This window comes from Quadrisphaera sp. KR29, from assembly GCF_052644995.1.
In genome coordinates, this window is record NZ_JBQXXG010000004.1 from 107,862 (window position 1) to 123,408 (window position 15,547).

The window sequence follows — 15,547 nt, forward strand, 5'->3', positions numbered from 1 at the left end:
GGCCACGGTGGCGTGCAGAAGCCAGTCCTGAGGTGCCCAGGCAGCACGCGCGATGAGCTTCCGCACGCCGCTGCGACCACGTCCACGACCTGTGGACGAGATCCACGTCCTCCTCCGGTCAACTCCCGGGCTGTGCGGGTGGAGGTCGCGGAGGTACGGCGCCAGGTCTGGCAGCTGGGCGGGACCGCCCGTCGCGACCAGCTCGACGTGCAGCACCGGGCCTAGGCGCGAGCCGTCGAGAGCGGGGCCGTGCTGCGCGTCGCACGTGGCACGAACGCGCTGTCGAGCCAGACCGCTCCACTGCTGGCGGCGGCACAGGCAGGGGGCGTCGCCTCGCACGCGAGCGCGGCCCAGCTGTGGCTCCTCGACCTGGTGACCACCCCGAAGCGCCCCCACGTCACGGTGCGGCGGAACCGCCGGCTCACCACCGCCGCCGCCAGCGGGGTGGTGCCGCACTGGTCGCACCTCCCGGACTCCGATGTGGACGGCTCGGTGACCACTCCGCTGCGCACCATCGTCGACTGCGCGCGGAGCATGCCGTTCCCGGAAGCCCTGGCCGTCGCCGGCTCCGCTCTGAGGCACCACCTCGTCGACCGCGGCGAGCTCGTCGCCCGGGCCGAGCAGACGCGCGGGGCCGGCCGGCAGGCGGTGCTGCGGGTGGCGCAGCACGCGTCGGCGGAGCCGGCCAACCCCTTCGAGTCAGCGCTGCGAGGGATCGCCGTCCAGGCGGGGGTGGTGGGACTCCTTCCGCAGCTCCCGTCGGAAGTGGGGCGGCTTCATCAGACCGGACCTCGTGGACCCCGTCCTCCGGCTCGTCGTCGAGGCTGACAGCTCCGGTGGCACGGCGGGCGGAGGGCCCTGGCGAACGACTGCCATCGGTACGACGAGCTGGTGGCCAGCGGCTGGACCGTGCTCCGCTTCGCGTGGGAGCACGTGGTGTTCGACCAGGACTGGGTCGCTGACGTCCTCACCAGCACGGCTGCGCTCCTCGCCACGTCGGCGCACGGTCGCAGCGGCGTGCAGGAGTCCCCGTGAAGACCTCCACCGGACTCACCGCAACACACCTGTGCACGCCGCGGCGACCACACGCACCCCACAGCCGGCCACAGCCGAGCGACAGCTCCGGCGTTCCACGGGGAACGTGGAGCGCCCGCGGCGGCGGACGCTGACGCGCGCGGGAGGGCCGGCGCTCCGCGAGGGACGCCGGCCCGTGACCGGTGCTGGCGCGAGCCGCGCCGACGCCGACCTGACGGCTCAGGCGTCGGGCGCCTGGGACTCCGGCTGCTCGGCCCACCACCGCAGCAGCTCGGCCCGGGCCGCCTCCTCGCCGAGCAGCCCGTCGTCGAGGCGGACCTGGAGCATGTGCTTGTAGGCGCGCCCCACCACCGGGCCGGGGCTGGTGCCGAGCACCCGCATGATGGCTGCGCCGTCCAGCTCGGGCCGCACGGCGTCGAGCTGCTCCTGCTCCCGGATGGCGGCGATGCGGACCTCGAGCTCGTCGTAGGTGCGCTGCAGCTGCTCGGCGCGCCGCCTGTTGCGCGTGGTGGAGTCAGCGCGGGTCAGCGCGTGGAGGCGGGGGAGCAGCGGGCCGGCGTCGGTGACGTAGCGGCGCACCGCGGAGTCGGTCCACTGCCCGCCGCCGTAGCCGTGGAAGCGCAGGTGCAGCTCCACCAGGCGGGCCACCTTCCGGGTGGTCTCCTTGTCGAACTTCAGCTCCTTCAGCCGCCGGGCCGCCATCTTGGCGCCGACCACCTCGTGGTGGTGGAAGCTCACGCCGCCGCCCGGCTCGAAGCGGCGCGTGGGCGGCTTGCCGACGTCGTGCAGCAGGGCGGCCAGGCGCAGCACCACGTCGGGCCCCTCGGCGTCGAGCCCGTAGCGCGGCTCCAGCTCGATCGCCTGGCGCAGCACGGTGAGGGAGTGCTCGTAGACGTCCTTGTGGCGGTGGTGCTCGTCCACCTCCAGCTGCAGCGCGGGCAGCTCGGGCAGAACGACGGCGGCCAGCCCGGCGTCGACGAGCACCCGCAGCCCCGGCACCGGGTCGGCAGCGCGCAGGAGCTTCACCAGCTCCGCCTGCACGCGCTCGGCGGACACGATCGAGAGCCGCCCGGCCATCGCCGCGGCCGCCGCGAGCGCCTCGGGGGCGAGGTCGAAGCCGAGCTGGGCGGCGAACCGGGCGCCGCGCACCATGCGCAGCGGGTCGTCGTCGAACGACCTCTCCGCAGCCACCGGGGTGCGCAGGTACCCGGCGGCCAGGTCGTCGACGCCGTCGAAGGGGTCGACGAAGACGCCCTCGGGCAGGCGCAGCGCCATGGCGTTCACGGTGAAGTCCCGCCGGGACAGGTCGCCCTCCAGGGAGTCCCCGAAGGCGACGACCGGCTTGCGGCTCTCGGGGTCGTAGACGTCGGAGCGGTAGGTGGTCACCTCGACGACGACGGCGCCGCGCCGGGCGCCGATGGTGCCGAAGGCGCGACCCGCGTCCCACGTGGCGCTGCCCCAGGCGGCGAGCAGGCGCTCGGTCTGGTCGGGGCGGGCGGAGGTGGCGAAGTCGAGGTCGAACTCGCCCTCGCCACCCAGGCGCGACAGCAGCGCGTCGCGCACGGAGCCGCCGACCAGCGCCAGCTCGTGCCCCGCGGCGGCGAACCGGCGACCCAGCTCCGCAGCCGCGGGGGCGACCCGGGCGAGCTCGTCACGCACCCGTCGCTGCGCGGCGAGCTGGGCGTCGGAGCGCTCCGGTCCGGCGGCGTCGCCGGACCCCGGCTCCTGGCCGGGGTCGGGGCCCGCAGGGCCGTTCACGAACCGGATCCACGGGCGAGGCGCGACACGAGCGTCAAGGCTGCCAGAGGTCTCGAAGTTACAGTGGCGGGCATGTCCCCAGGCGATCGTCGGCCGACGCCGGGGCGGCGCCGCCACGGCGACGGACGCGCGCCGGAGCGCCCGCCGGAGCGCCCCGCGCGCACGCCGTGGCGGGGCGGGGGGCGGACCGTGGAGGAGGTGTCCGCGGGCGGCATCGTGGTGGAGACCTCCACCGGCGAGGCCCGCGCGGCGCTCATCGCGCGCCTCAACCGGGCGGGCCGGCTGGAGTGGTGCCTGCCCAAGGGCCACCTGGAGGGCAGCGAGACCCCCCAGGAGGCCGCCGTGCGCGAGGTCGCCGAGGAGACGGGCATCACCGGGGTGGTGGTCGGCGAGCTGGGCACCATCGACTACTGGTTCTCCGCGGAGGGCCGCCGCATCCACAAGACCGTCCACCACTACCTGCTCGAGGCGACGGGAGGAGCGATCAGCGTGGAGGGCGACCCGGACGCCGAGGCCGTCGAGGCCGCCTGGGTGCCGGTGGCGCAGCTCGGCCAGCGCCTGGCGTTCTCCAACGAGCGCCGGATCGCCCGCGCGGCGAGCGAGCTGCTCGCCAGCGGCGGCTGACCGCGTGGAGCGCACCGGCCCCGGCACCACCCCGGCGCAGCACCTCGCGGTCCTGGTCTTCGGGGCGGCGCTGGCGCTGGGCCCCGTGGCCCTCGCCGGGACCGCAGCGGCCGCGCCCGCTGGCCCCGCGACCTCCGTCCCACCACCGCTGACCGCCGTCGTCGGCCCGTCCGGGACGTCGCTCGCCCTGGAGCAGCTGGGCCCGGCGGCCCTGGTGCCCGGCTCCCAGCTGGTGGTGCGCGTGCGCATCACCAACACGAGCGGGACGCCGCTGCCCGGGGCCCGGGCGCGGCTCTTCGTCGACTCCCCCGCCCTCACCACCCGCGCGTCCCTGGACGCCTGGGCCGCCGGCCAGGGGGTGCAGGGCGGCGACAGGTTCTCCGGCGTCGACGGCGCCGAGCAGCCGCTGGGCCGGTCGCTGTCGCCGGGGGAGAGCACCGAGGTGGGCTTCGTGGTGGACGCCGACCAGCTCGCGCTCGGCCCCGACTTCGGCCCCCGGGGTGTCACCGTGGACGTCATCGACTCCTCGCTGCAGCGCCTCACCGCGCTGCGCACCTTCCTGGTGTGGGCGCCCACGACCGCCGGCCAGCCCTCCACCTCGCTGACCGTGGTCGCTCCCGTGACCGCCGGCGCGCCCGACGTCACGACCGGCCAGCTGCCCGCGGCCCGCGTGGAGGAGCAGCTGGGACGCCTGCGCGACCTGCTCCCCGCCCTGTCGCTGCCCTCGACGAGCCTGGTGGTCGACCCCGCCCTGCTGGGCCCCTTCGCCCAGGCCGCGCAGCAGGGCGCCAGCCCGAGCGCCACCGGGAGCACCGGGACAGCGGGCTCGACCCCCGCTGCGACGGGCGGAGCTGACGCGGGCGCCACCGGTGCCGCCCCGTCGGCGACCGGCACCGCCGCGCCGCCGGGAGGACCCACCGCGGCACCCACGTCCGCGGGCGGCACCGGCGACGCGCCGGCGCTGGTGACCGGGACGGCCGAGCAGACCGACGCGGACGTCCAGGACTGGCTGACCTCGCTGCGCGGGCGCACGGCCGGCAGCACCGTCGTGCTGCCGCAGGGCGACACGGACGTCGTCGCCACCGCGGCAGCCGGCACGAGCGACCTGCTGGCGCTGGCGGTCACCCAGGCCCGGGCCGCGGTGGAGGGCGACGACGACAGCGCCCTGCTGTGGCCCGCGGACCCCAGCGCCGCCGACCCGGCGCCGCTCGTGGTGGAGGCGGCGGCCGCCGCCCGGGCCTCCGGTGGCACGGACCCGGCACCCGCTGTGCTGGTCGACGCACGCTCGGTGGACGGCGCCGTCTCCGAGGCGGGCACCAGCTCCTCGACCACCACCCTGGTCGCGACGGCTCCCGACGGCAGCTCCGCCAGCACCACGGGCGTGCTCGTGGACGCCGCGGACTCGGCGCTGCTCGCCGCCGCCACCGCGGACGGCTCCCAGGTCGACCCGGCCGAGGCCTCAGCGCGCCTGCTCGCCGACTCCGCGGTCTCGGCCGCCAGCAGCGGCGGTCTGGTCCTCGCGCTCCCCCGCGACTGGGACCCCGACCCGGCCGCGGCGTTCTCCGTGCTCGGCCAGGTGACCAGCGCGCCCTGGGTGCGCGCCACCGCGCTGCCGGACCTCCTGGCCGCCGCCCCGCCGCAGGCCGTGCGCCTCAGCGGTGCGGTGGCGCCGCCCGCCGCGGCCGGTGGCAGCGCTCCGCTCGACGCCGGCGGGCTGCGGGCCGCCGCCGCCGCGGTCTCGACGGCGGGCACCGTCGCGTCCCTGGTGCCGGACCCGCCGGCGCTGCTCGACCCGGTGCAGCGCAGCGCCGCCGCGGCGGCCTCGCTCGGCTGGCGCGACAGCCCGGAGGCGTGGCGCCTCGGCCTGGACCAGCTGGGGCGGGCCGCGTCGGCGCTGGGCTCCGGCGTGCAGATCGTCGAGGGCAGCCCGATCACCGTCATCGACTCCCAGATCTACCTGCCCGTCACCATCCGCAGCACCCTGCCCCAGGCCGCCGCGGTGCGGGTCCAGCTGCGCTCCACCAGCCTGCGGCTGCTGCCCGAGCAGGGGCAGCCCTCGGTGGAGGTCACCATCCCCCCCGGCGGGCAGGCGAGGGCGCAGATCCCCGTGACGGCGGCCGCGAACGGGGACATCTCCGTCTTCGTCTTCATGACCGACGCGACGGGCCGCCTCATCGGCGAGGAGGTCGAGCAGCGCGTCCGCGTGCGCGCCGAGTGGCAGGGACGCGGCATCGCGATCGCCGCGGGCGTGGCGGGCCTGGTCTTCGTCGGCGGCATCGTCAGGACCGTCCTGCGCGTGCGCCGCCGTCCTGCTCCCCCCGTGGTGCGCTCCGCCGAGGAGGCGGACGCCGACGCTCCCCCCGCCCGACGTCCCGAGGAGTCCACCCGTGGCTGAAGCCCCCTCCGACCGCCGGTCCCTCGGTGGAGCGGCGCTGGGACGGGCCAGCGCGGTGATGGCGGCCGGGACGGCGGTCTCCCGGGTCCTCGGCTTCGTGCGCACCGCGGTGCTGATGGCCGTGCTCGGCGGGGTGGTCACCGCGGGCGCCGACGCGTTCCAGGTGGCCAACACGGTGCCCAACAACCTGTACCTGCTCATCGCGGGAGGGGTGCTCAACGCCGTCCTGGTCCCCCAGGTCGTGCGCGCCCTCGCGCGGCCGGACGGCGGAGCGGAGTACCTGGACCGGCTGGTGACCGCCGCCGTGCTGCTCATGGCCGCGGTGACCGCGGTGCTCGCCGTGGCGGCACCGGTGGTGATCCGGGTCTACGCCAACGACTACTCCGGCGCGCAGCGCGACCTCGCCACCGCCTTCGCGTACTGGTGCCTGCCCCAGGTCTTCTTCTACTCCCTGTACACGCTGCTCGGACAGGTGCTCAACGCCAAGGGCCGCTTCGGCGCGTACATGTGGGCGCCCGTGGTGAACAACGTCGTGGCCCTCGCCGGCCTGGCGGCCTTCGTGGCCGCCTTCGGGCGGGTGGCCCGGGACACCGGCCCCCAGGAGTGGACCGGTGCGCAGATCGCCGTGCTGGCCGGCACGTCGACCCTCGGCGTGGTGGCCCAGGCCCTCGTGCTCGCGGTGCCCCTGCGCCGGGCGGGGGTCCGCCTGCGCCCCCGGTGGGGGCTGCGCGGCATGGGGCTCCGCAGCGCCGGGACGGTGGCGGGGTGGACCCTCGGCGCCCTGCTGCTCAGCCAGGGGACCGCGCTGGTCATCTCCAACGTGGGCGCCTCGGCGACGGAGGAGGGCGGCCCGGGCAACGCTGCCTGGGGCCAGGCCTTCCTGCTCTTCATGCTCCCCCACTCCCTGGTCACCGTCTCGCTCGTCACGGCCCTGTTCACGCGCATGAGCACGGCCGCGGCGCGGGGAGACCTCGGCTCCCTGCGCGCTGACGTCTCCGCCGGCCTGCGCACCACGGGCGTGGCCATGGTCCTCGCGACGGCGGGGCTCGTGGTGACCGCCGGCGCCGCCGGTGTCCTGCTCGGCGGTGGCACGGCCGAGCAGGGCGCCGCGCTGGCCAGGGTGGTCGTGGTGGCCGCCCTCGGCCTGGTGCCCTTCAGCGCCACCTACCTCGTCCAGCGCGGGTTCTACGCGCTGGAGGACGCCAGGACGCCCTTCTTCGTCCAGTGCCTCGTGACCGGCCTGTGGACCACCGGCTCCGTGGCGTCCCTGCTGCTGCCGGCGGACGACCGGCTCCTGGGCGTCGCGGGGTCGCTGGCGGTGTCCCAGTGGGCCGGAGCCGTCGCCGGGCTGGTGGCGCTGGGCCGGCGCCTGGGCGGGGTGGACGCGGCGCGCGTGGTGCGCACCTACGCGCGCCTGGTGCTCGTCGGGGCGGTCTCGGCGGGGGCCGGCCTGCTGGTCGTCTCCCCCCTGTCCGGGCTCTTGCGGGAGGGGTTCCCCGGTGCGGCCGTGCTGGCCGCGGTGGGCGGCGCCGTCGTCGTCCTCGTCTACGCCGCCGGGCTGCGCGTGGCCCGCGTGGAGGAGGTGCGGCCGCTGCTGCGCCGCCTGCCCGGGCCGCTGGGCCGCCGCTGACCGCTCCCGCCCCACGGCCCCGGGGGCCCGGCCGCGCCCGCGGTCGGGCCCCCGGCGCGTCCGGCGCGCCGACGGGCAGAACGGACGAAGCGTGCCGAACCCGTGCGACACGCCCTGGCGACGCTCCGAGCAGCGACGACGCGCCCGCGGGAGGTGCGCCGGTACGGGCGGGGGGCACCGCCGCCGCGTACGATCCACGGGTCGAACGACTGCGCCCCGGGCACCACCGGCGCGCCCGCGAGCGCCGACGGGAGGAGCCGACGTGGCCGACGAGACCGCACCGCGCCCCACCCACCCGTCCGGGGCCGGGCAGCTGCTCTCCACCGCGACCGGTGAGCACCCGTCGGCGCCGCGGCCGGCCCCGCGGGGCCGGGGAGCGGGGTCGGTGGGGGTGCTCCTCGACGGCAGGTACCGCCTGCTGCAGCGGCGCACGAAGGACGGCGCCTGGGCCACCTGGGACGGCGAGGACGACCAGCTGCTGCGCCCCGTGGTGGTCGCGGTGGTGTCCGGCCCGACCGCGGCCGAGGCCGTCGACGCGGCCCGGCGCACCGCCGCGCTGGAGGACGAGCGGCTCCCCCACCTGCTCGACGTCGGACTCGAGCGCGCCGTCGACGGCACCGCCCTGGGCTGGGTGGTCACCGAGCGCTCCCCGGGGCGCACCCTGGCCGACCTCCTCCGCGAGGCGCCCCTGCCTCCGGCGAGGGCCCGAGCGCTCGTGGGTGAGGCGGCCGCAGTCCTGGCCCGCGCCAGCCGCTCCGGCCTGCACCACCGCCGCCTCGAGCCCAGCGCCGTGGCGCTCACGGCCGACGGCGCGGTGAGCGTGCTGGGCCTGGAGGTCGCCGGCGCTGCCGCGGGCCTGCCGACACGGTCACCCGCCGAGGCGGAGCGCGAGGACGCCGAGGGGCTGGTGCGCGTCCTGTACGCGGCGCTGACGGGCCTGTGGCCCGCGGGCCGCTGCGGCGCGCTGGGCGCCGCACCCACGGGTCGAGGCGGCAGCCCCGTGACGCCCGGTGAGCTGGCAGCCGGGGTGCCCCACGACCTCGACGCCCTGTGCGCGGCGGTCCTGGGTCCCTACCGCGAGGGACCCGCCACCCCGGCCGACGTGGCCGCCGCCCTGGCCCCTTGGGGCAGCTCCACGGGCCCGGTGACGCGCACAGGGCTGGGGATGCCCGCGACGCCACCCCCGGCCGCACCCGGCGCGACGGCGGCGGCTGGTACCGCCGCTGCGTCCGCCGCCGGGTGGGCGTCCTCGCCCGCGCGCTCGCGGCTGGGGGGCGGCCCCGGCCTGCACCACGCCGGCGTCCCCTCCAGCACCGGGGCCGCGGACGGCGCCGAGCCGGTGGCCCACCCCACGCGGGCCGCCCGCCGAGCCGCGCAGCGCCGCGCTGAGCGCGAGGCCGAGCGGGCGGCCGGGGGTGACGCCTTCGAGGCCCTGCTGGGCCCCGTGACCGGCCCGCGCCCTCAGCTGGCGCAGGACCCTCAGCACGGCTGGGGAGCCGCTCCGGGCCGCGAGCCGGAGCACGGACCGTCAGCCCCGGCCCCCGCCCCTGCCGTGACGGCTCCCCTGACCGAGGACGCCGAGGACGCCGTGGGCGCTGACGCGGCGGCCAGCTGGCGCCCCACCCCCACCGACGACGGCCTCCAGCACCGTCCCCACGCCGCCGGCAGCGCCCCCGCCGCCCGTGCCGCCCGCAGCGCGCCGCCGGCACCCACCGCGGCCGTGCGACGTCCGCGCGCCCCCGTCGCGACGGCGCCCTTCTCCGACACCGACACCACCGACTGGGTCAGCCAGGGGTGGGGCCACGCCCCCGCGGGCGCCGCCCCCGCGGCCGGCGCGCGCCGCGCCGGCCGCGACAGCGACGACGGCGCCCAGGCGCGCCGGGGCCGCCGCGGACCCGTGGTGGCCGTGCTGGTGGTGCTCGTGCTGGCGCTGGTCGTCGCGGTGCTGCTGCTCTGGCCGCGCGTGCCGCAGCTCGCCGGGGCGCTGGGCATCGCCCCCTCCGACACCGCCGCTCCCGGGCCCTCGGGGCCCGGTGCCGCCGGGCTCGCCAGCCCCGCCGCCCAGGAGCCCGCCGCGCCCGCCGACGCCGAGGTCCCCGCCGACGCCGCGGGCGGCGCCGCCGAGGTCACCGCCGCCCGTGCGGAGGACCCCTTCGGCGACAGCACGGAGAACGACGCCGCCGCCTCGCGCGCCGTCGACGGCGACCCGACGACGGCCTGGCGCTCGAGCACCTACAGCAACGCCGCCCTCGGCAACCTCAAGCGCGGCGTCGGCCTGTCCCTGCAGCTGGGTGACGGCCGTGGCGACGCCGCCGTCACGGCGCTGGTGCTGCGCACCGAGGGCAGCGGAGGGCGGCTGGAGGTGCGCACGAGCCCCGACGGCGGCTACGAGGGCAGCACGGTGGTGGCCACCACCGCCGCCGGCACGGACGGGCGCACCGTCGAGGTGCCGCTGGAGCCCGGGACCAGCGCCAGCCACCTGCTGCTGTGGTTCACCGAGCTCCCGCAGACCCCCACCGGCTACACCGCCGCCGTGGCGGAGGCCTCCGCGCGCTGAGCCGCCGTGGGCACGTCCCGAGGCACGTCCGCGGCACGTCCGGGAACACCGCGCACCTACGATCGGTTGAACGACTCGCGCCCCGTGACCAGCAGCGGGACCAGGCGCAACCGCCTTCGAGGGGAGACCCACGTGCCCGACGACGTCCGCGACCTGGTGATCGTGGGATCGGGACCCGCGGGCTGGACGGCAGCCATCTACGCCGCCCGCGCCGACCTGCACCCGGTGGTGGTGGCGGGGTCCGTCACGGTCGGCGGTGCGCTGATGAACACCACCGAGGTGGAGAACTTCCCGGGCTTCCCCGACGGCCTCATGGGCCCGGAGCTCATGGAGCGCATGCAGGCGCAGGCCGAGCGCTTCGGCGCCGAGGTCGTCTACGACGACGCCGTCGAGCTCGACCTCACCGGTGACGTCAAGGTCGTGCGCACCGGCCTGGGCGAGACCTACCGCTCGCGCGTGGTCGTCCTGGCCACCGGCTCGGCCTACCGCGAGCTGGGCCTGCCCAACGAGAAGCGCCTCTCCGGCCACGGCGTCTCCTGGTGCGCCACCTGCGACGGCTTCTTCTTCAAGGGCAAGGACGTCGCAGTGGTCGGCGGTGGCGACTCCGCGCTGGAGGAGGCGACGTTCCTCACGCGCTTCGCCGACTCCGTGACGCTGGTGCACCGCCGTGACGAGCTGCGCGCCTCCAAGATCATGCAGCGCCGGGCCCAGAACGACCCGAAGATCCGCTACGCCTGGAACAGCGCCGTCGAGGACGTCGTGGGGCAGGACAAGGTGGCGGGCCTGCGCCTGCGCGACACCACCACCGGGGAGCTGTCCGAGCTGCCCGTGGCCGGCGTCTTCGTGGCCATCGGCCACGAGCCCCGCGTCGACCTCTTCCGCGGCCAGGTCGACCTGGACGACAAGGGCTACGTCGCCGTGGAGGGGCGCTCCTCGCGCACCAACCTGCCGGGGGTCTTCGCGTGCGGTGACGTGGTCGACCACGAGTACCGCCAAGCCATCACCGCCGCCGCCTCCGGGACGGTGGCCGCCCTGGACGCCGAGCGCTACCTCGCGGCGCTCGCCGACACCGACTCCCCGCGCGTCGCCGCCGTGGAGGCCGAGGAGGTGGCCGAGGCCACCGCCGTCGGCTGACCGCCGGCGACCACACCCCAGACCAGCACCGTCCCAGCACCGAGACCGAGAGGACCAGCCATGACCGCTCGCGCCGTCACCGACTCCACCTTCGACACCGAGGTCCTGCAGAACGACAAGCCCGTGCTCGTCGACTTCTGGGCCCCCTGGTGCGGCCCGTGCCGCCAGGTCTCCCCGATCATCGAGGAGATCGCCAGCGAGCACTCCGAGGCCCTCGACGTGGTCAAGGTGAACACCGACGAGAACCCGCGCACCTCTGCGGCGTACGGCATCACCTCCATCCCCACCTTGAACGTCTACAAGGGCGGTGAGCTGGTGAAGCAGATCATCGGCGCCCGTCCCAAGCCCGTGCTCGAGCGCGAGCTGGCCGAGTTCATCGGCTGACACCGCTGACGACGACGGAGGCCCCCGACCCTGGAAGGTCGGGGGCCTCCGTCGTCGACCGCGCAGGGGCTGTGCGCTCCGCTGGTGGCCGGGCAGCGCGGGGTCAGACCCCGGACAGGACGGGCACGCGGGCGCGGCCCAGGATGCGCTCCAGGGCCGCCTCGACGTCCTCGCGCCACGACAGCGCCGTGCGCAGCTCCAGGCGCAGCCGCGGGTAGCGGTGGTGGGGCCGGACGACGGTGAAGCCGACCGCCTCGTAGAAGGCCGCGGGCACGATGCACTCCGCGGTCAGCCCCGCCCGGCGCTCCTGCAGCTCGGCCCCCGCCGCCCCGAAGGCCTCCACCGCCCTGACGCCGCGCTGGGTGAGGTCCTTGGCGGCGCTCTGCACGAGCATGCGGGCGATGCCGCCGCCCCGGTGCGCCGGCTCGACCCAGCCGCTCATGAGCAGCACCGCGTCACCGCTGACCGGTGAGGTGGGGAAGGCGCGCGAGCGGGGGACGTGCACCGGGGGGGCGTAGGTGACGAACCCCGCCAGGGCGTCGTCGACGTAGGCCAGCCGGCCCGCCGACCCCCACTGCAGCAGCACCTCCGACAGCCACGCCTCCTTCTCGAAGGCGGTGCCTCCCGCGGCGACCGCCCGGCCCGCGGAGACCGGGTCGAGCTCCCAGGCGACGCAGCCGCGGCAGCGGGTCGGAAGGTCGGCCAGGGCCTCCAGGGTCAGCGGTGCGACGCGGCGGGACACGCCACGACCTCCTCAGCGCCGGACGGCCTCAGAGGGCGCCGGAGGGCTCTGCCGGGCCCTCCGCGCCGTCCGCGCCGTCCGCAGCGGGGGCCTGCGAGACGCCGGCCTCCTCGGGCGCCAGCGAGCCCAGGATGCGGTCGAGGTCCTCCAGCGTCGCGAACTCCACGGTGAGGCGGCCCTTCTTGGCGCCCATCGCCACGCTGACGCGGGTGTCGAAGCGGTCCGACAGGCGGGCGGCGAGGTCGTCCAGCACCGGGGCGGCGGCGCGGACCTGCGGCCGGCTGGGCCGCGCCTGGCCCACGCCGCCGAGGGCGACCAGCTCCTCGGTGGTGCGCACCGACAGCCCCTCCGCCACGATCCGGGCGGCGAGCCGCTCCATCGCGTCGGGGGTGGGGAGGCCGAGCAGGGCGCGGGCGTGGCCGGCGGAGAGCACGCCGGCAGCGACGCGGCGGGCCACCGACGGCGGCAGCCGCAGCAGGCGGATGGTGTTGGAGATCTGCGGCCGGGACCGGCCCAGGCGCTGGGCCAGCGAGTCGTGCGTGCACCCGAAGTCGTCCAGCAGCTGCTGGTAGGCGGCCGCCTCCTCCAGGGGGTTGAGGTCGGCGCGGTGCAGGTTCTCCAGCAGCGCGTCGCGCAGGAGGTCCTCGTCGGTCGTGTCGCGCACGATCGCGGGCACCGTGGCCAGGCCGGCGCTCTCGGCGGCGCGCCAGCGCCGCTCGCCCATGACCAGCTCGAAGGACATCTGCTCCCCGGGCGGGGGCGTGCTGCCGTCGACGCGGCGCAGCGGCCTGACGACCACCGGCTGCAGGACGCCGATCTCCTTGACGCTGTGGACGAGCTCGGCGTGCGCGTCCTCGTCGAAGACCTGGCGCGGCTGGCGCGGGTTGGGGCTGACCGACCCGACCGGGACCTCGGCGAACCAGGTCCCGGGGATGGGCAGGAGGTCCTCGTCGCGCTGGGGGGTGCGCGCCCCGGGACGCCGGGGCGCCTGCCAGCTCGGCGGGACGGGCGCGGGGTCGCGCAGGTCGATGACGCGGCCGCCGCCGTCCTCCCGCTCGTGCGGCCCGGGCTCCTCGGTGCCGCGCCCGGCGCGGTCGGGGGCCGGCGCCGGGCGCTCCGGCGCCGCGACGGCGCGCAGCTGGCCGGTGACCTCCGGGGAGACGGCGTCCGGGATCAGGGCGCCCAGGCCCCGCCCGAGCCCGCGCTTGCGCTCGCTCATGCGCGGCGCTCCGCGGCGCGGCGGCGGGAGGCGGTGCTGCGGTCCGGCGTCCACGACCCCCGCAGGTCCAGCGGACCGGTGCGCAGGTCGACGACGGCGGCGGGCGCCTCGGGCTGCACGGGCTCCTCCTCGGGGGCAGCGGCGGGCGGCTCGTCACGGTGCTCCGCGACCCGGCCGGCGGCGGCGTCCGCCACGCCCTGGTCGTCCAACTGGTCATCCACCTGGTCGTCGTCCTGGTCGTCCGCCCGGTCGTCCGCCCGGTCGTCGGCGCTGACGGCGGCCGCAGCGAGCCGGGCGTGGTGGGACTCCACCAGCTCGCGCGCCGCCTGCAGGTAGGAGAGCGCACCGGAGTTGCCCGGGTCGTACGTCATGACCGTCTCGCCGTGGCTGGGGGCCTCGGAGATGCGCACCGAGCGCGGGATGGTCGTGTCGAGCACCCTGCTGGGGAAGGCGCGGCGCACCTCCTCGGCCACCTCGCGCGCCAGGCGGGTGCGCGCGTCGTACATCGTCAGCAAGATCGTGCTGATCTCCAGCTGCGGGTTCAGCGAGCGCTGCACGAGGCCGATGTTGTTGCGCAGCTGCGTCAGCCCCTCCAGCGCGTAGTACTCGCACTGGATGGGGATCAGCACCTCGCGGGCGGCCACGAGGGCGTTCAGGGTGATCAGGCCCAGGCTGGGCGGGCAGTCGAGCAGGACGTAGTCGAGCCGGGGCAGGCCCCGCTGCTCGCGGTCGGCGACGTGGTCGGCCAGGGCGCGGCCCAGCAGGGACACGCGCGCGACCATGTCGGGCTCGGTGGCCAGCTCCATCTCGGCGCCGGCGAGGTCGATGCTGGCGGGGCAGACCTCCAGGCCGCGCACGTCGGGGCACTGGCGCACCGCCTCGGACAGCGGCAGCCCCTCCACGAGGACCTCGTAGGTGCCGGGCGTGCGGTCCTCGTGGGCCACGCCCAGTGCGGTGGAGGCGTTGCCCTGCGGGTCGACGTCGAGGACGAGCACCTGCAGCCCGCACTGGGCGAGCGCCGCCGCGAGGTTGACGGCGCTGGTGGTCTTGCCCACGCCGCCCTTCTGGTTGGCGACCGTCAGGACGCGGGTCCGGGGCGGCTTGGGCAGCGTGCGCCCGCGCAGGCGGATGCGGCGGCGGGCGTCCTCGGCGGCCTGGCGCGCCAGCGGCGTGTCCTCCCCGGCATCGGGGATGGCCTGGGCCAGCAGCGCCCTGCGCGCGACCTCCTCATCCTCCGGCGCGCCGGTGGACGGCTCAGCCACGTGGCTTCCGCGCGCGCTCCCGCGCCGCTCGTGATCGACCACCGACGTCCTCTCCGCCTCGCGCACCCCCGACCGGGTGAGGGGCGGCACCCACAGTAACGCTCACCACGGTCGTGGGGACCGGGACGAGCCCGGTGCCCACCTGCACGACCTCCGGGTCGCGGCCGCCGAGGCGCTCCAGCGCCGCCCTGGCGGCCAGCAGCTCCTCGGCGGCGGTGCGGCCCTTCAGCGCCAGCAGCACCCCGCCGCGCCGCGCCAGGGGCAGGCACCAGCCGGCGAGCCGCTCCAGGGGCGCCACGGCCCGCGCGGTGACGACGTCGGCGGCGGGCAGCGCGCCGGGGCGCCCGGGCGCGACCTCCTCGGCCCGTGCCCGGACCACCCGGACCCTGCGCACCAGGCCGAGGTCCTCGACCACCTCCGACAGCCAGGTGGCGCGCCGCTCCAGGGGCTCGACGAGGACGACGGTGGCGTCCGGGCGCGCCAGCGCCAGGCAGAGGCCGGGCAGGCCCGCACCGCTGCCGACGTCGACCACCAGGGCCGCCGGCGGCAGCAGCTCGCCGACGACCGCGCAGTTCAGCACGTGCCGCTCCCACAGCCGGGGCACCTCCCGGGGACCCACGAGGCCGCGCTCGACGGCCGTGGTCGCCAGGTGGCCCGCGTAGCGCCGGGCGAGGTCGACCCCGCCCTCGCCGTCGTCACCGCCGCCGAAGACGGCGCGCGCGGCAGCGGCGAGCTCGGGCGGCTCGGCGAGCCTGCCTGCCTCCGGCGCGGCAGGAGGGATGACCGGGGTGGCCCGCTCGGCCTCGT

12 protein-coding genes are annotated in these 15,547 nt (G+C 77.2%); 7 read left to right on the forward strand and 5 right to left on the reverse strand.

The features are described 5' to 3' along the window. The first annotated feature begins 891 nt into the window (after window positions 1-891). Window positions 892-1,035, forward strand: a complete 144-nt coding sequence (locus ACUN9U_RS05070; protein WP_445483837.1) for a hypothetical protein — start codon at window positions 892-894, stop codon at window positions 1,033-1,035. A gap of 219 nt (window positions 1,036-1,254) precedes the next feature. Here ACUN9U_RS05070 and ACUN9U_RS05075 read toward each other — a convergent pair whose 3' ends face one another. Next, window positions 1,255-2,793, reverse strand: coding sequence for a CCA tRNA nucleotidyltransferase (locus ACUN9U_RS05075; RefSeq protein WP_445483838.1), 1,539 nt, complete (start codon window positions 2,791-2,793; stop codon window positions 1,255-1,257). Window positions 2,794-2,865: 72 nt separating this feature from the next. On the opposite strand from ACUN9U_RS05075, the gene ACUN9U_RS05080 reads away from it, so the two are divergent. The 6 genes from ACUN9U_RS05080 (at window position 2,866) to trxA (ending at window position 11,517) form a co-directional block, all read left to right on the forward strand. Continuing rightward, window positions 2,866-3,417, forward strand: a complete 552-nt coding sequence (locus ACUN9U_RS05080) for an NUDIX hydrolase (protein ID WP_445483839.1) — start codon at window positions 2,866-2,868, stop codon at window positions 3,415-3,417. Window positions 3,418-3,421: 4 nt separating this feature from the next. Further along, window positions 3,422-5,812: a DUF6049 family protein gene (locus ACUN9U_RS05085; protein WP_445483840.1), complete on the forward strand. Its 2,391-nt coding sequence runs from the start codon at window positions 3,422-3,424 to the stop codon at window positions 5,810-5,812. Then, the gene (gene murJ, locus ACUN9U_RS05090; protein WP_445483841.1) at window positions 5,805-7,442 is read left to right on the forward strand and encodes a murein biosynthesis integral membrane protein MurJ; all 1,638 of its coding nucleotides are present in this window, start codon (window positions 5,805-5,807) and stop codon (window positions 7,440-7,442) included. Before ACUN9U_RS05085 ends, murJ begins: the two co-directional genes overlap by 8 nt. Window positions 7,443-7,704: 262 nt before the next feature. Next, window positions 7,705-9,999: a hypothetical protein gene (locus ACUN9U_RS05095; RefSeq protein ID WP_445483842.1), complete on the forward strand. Its 2,295-nt coding sequence runs from the start codon at window positions 7,705-7,707 to the stop codon at window positions 9,997-9,999. Window positions 10,000-10,131: 132 nt separating this feature from the next. Further along, complete coding sequence (trxB, locus tag ACUN9U_RS05100; RefSeq protein ID WP_445483844.1) at window positions 10,132-11,133, forward strand: thioredoxin-disulfide reductase; 1,002 nt, start codon at window positions 10,132-10,134, stop codon at window positions 11,131-11,133. A gap of 60 nt (window positions 11,134-11,193) precedes the next feature. Continuing rightward, window positions 11,194-11,517, forward strand: a complete 324-nt coding sequence (gene trxA, locus ACUN9U_RS05105; protein ID WP_445483845.1) for a thioredoxin — start codon at window positions 11,194-11,196, stop codon at window positions 11,515-11,517. A 103-nt stretch (window positions 11,518-11,620) separates the two neighbouring features. Here trxA and ACUN9U_RS05110 read toward each other — a convergent pair whose 3' ends face one another. From ACUN9U_RS05110 to rsmG, 4 genes are read right to left on the reverse strand one after another with little or no spacing between them, the layout of a single operon-like run. Then, window positions 11,621-12,259: a GNAT family N-acetyltransferase gene (locus tag ACUN9U_RS05110; RefSeq protein ID WP_445483846.1), complete on the reverse strand. Its 639-nt coding sequence runs from the start codon at window positions 12,257-12,259 to the stop codon at window positions 11,621-11,623. A gap of 28 nt (window positions 12,260-12,287) precedes the next feature. Further along, window positions 12,288-13,478: a ParB/RepB/Spo0J family partition protein gene (locus ACUN9U_RS05115; RefSeq protein ID WP_445483847.1), complete on the reverse strand. Its 1,191-nt coding sequence runs from the start codon at window positions 13,476-13,478 to the stop codon at window positions 12,288-12,290. Continuing rightward, on the reverse strand, window positions 13,475-14,740 hold the full coding sequence (locus ACUN9U_RS05120; RefSeq protein ID WP_445483848.1) for a ParA family protein: 1,266 nt from the start codon (window positions 14,738-14,740) through the stop codon (window positions 13,475-13,477). The genes ACUN9U_RS05115 and ACUN9U_RS05120 overlap by 4 nt, the downstream gene beginning before the upstream one ends. Next, window positions 14,733-15,521 carry a 16S rRNA (guanine(527)-N(7))-methyltransferase RsmG gene (rsmG, locus tag ACUN9U_RS05125; RefSeq protein ID WP_445483960.1) on the reverse strand — a complete coding sequence of 263 codons (789 nt, stop codon included), beginning with the start codon at window positions 15,519-15,521 and terminating at the stop codon, window positions 14,733-14,735. The genes ACUN9U_RS05120 and rsmG overlap by 8 nt, the downstream gene beginning before the upstream one ends. Window positions 15,522-15,547: the final 26 nt, after the last annotated feature.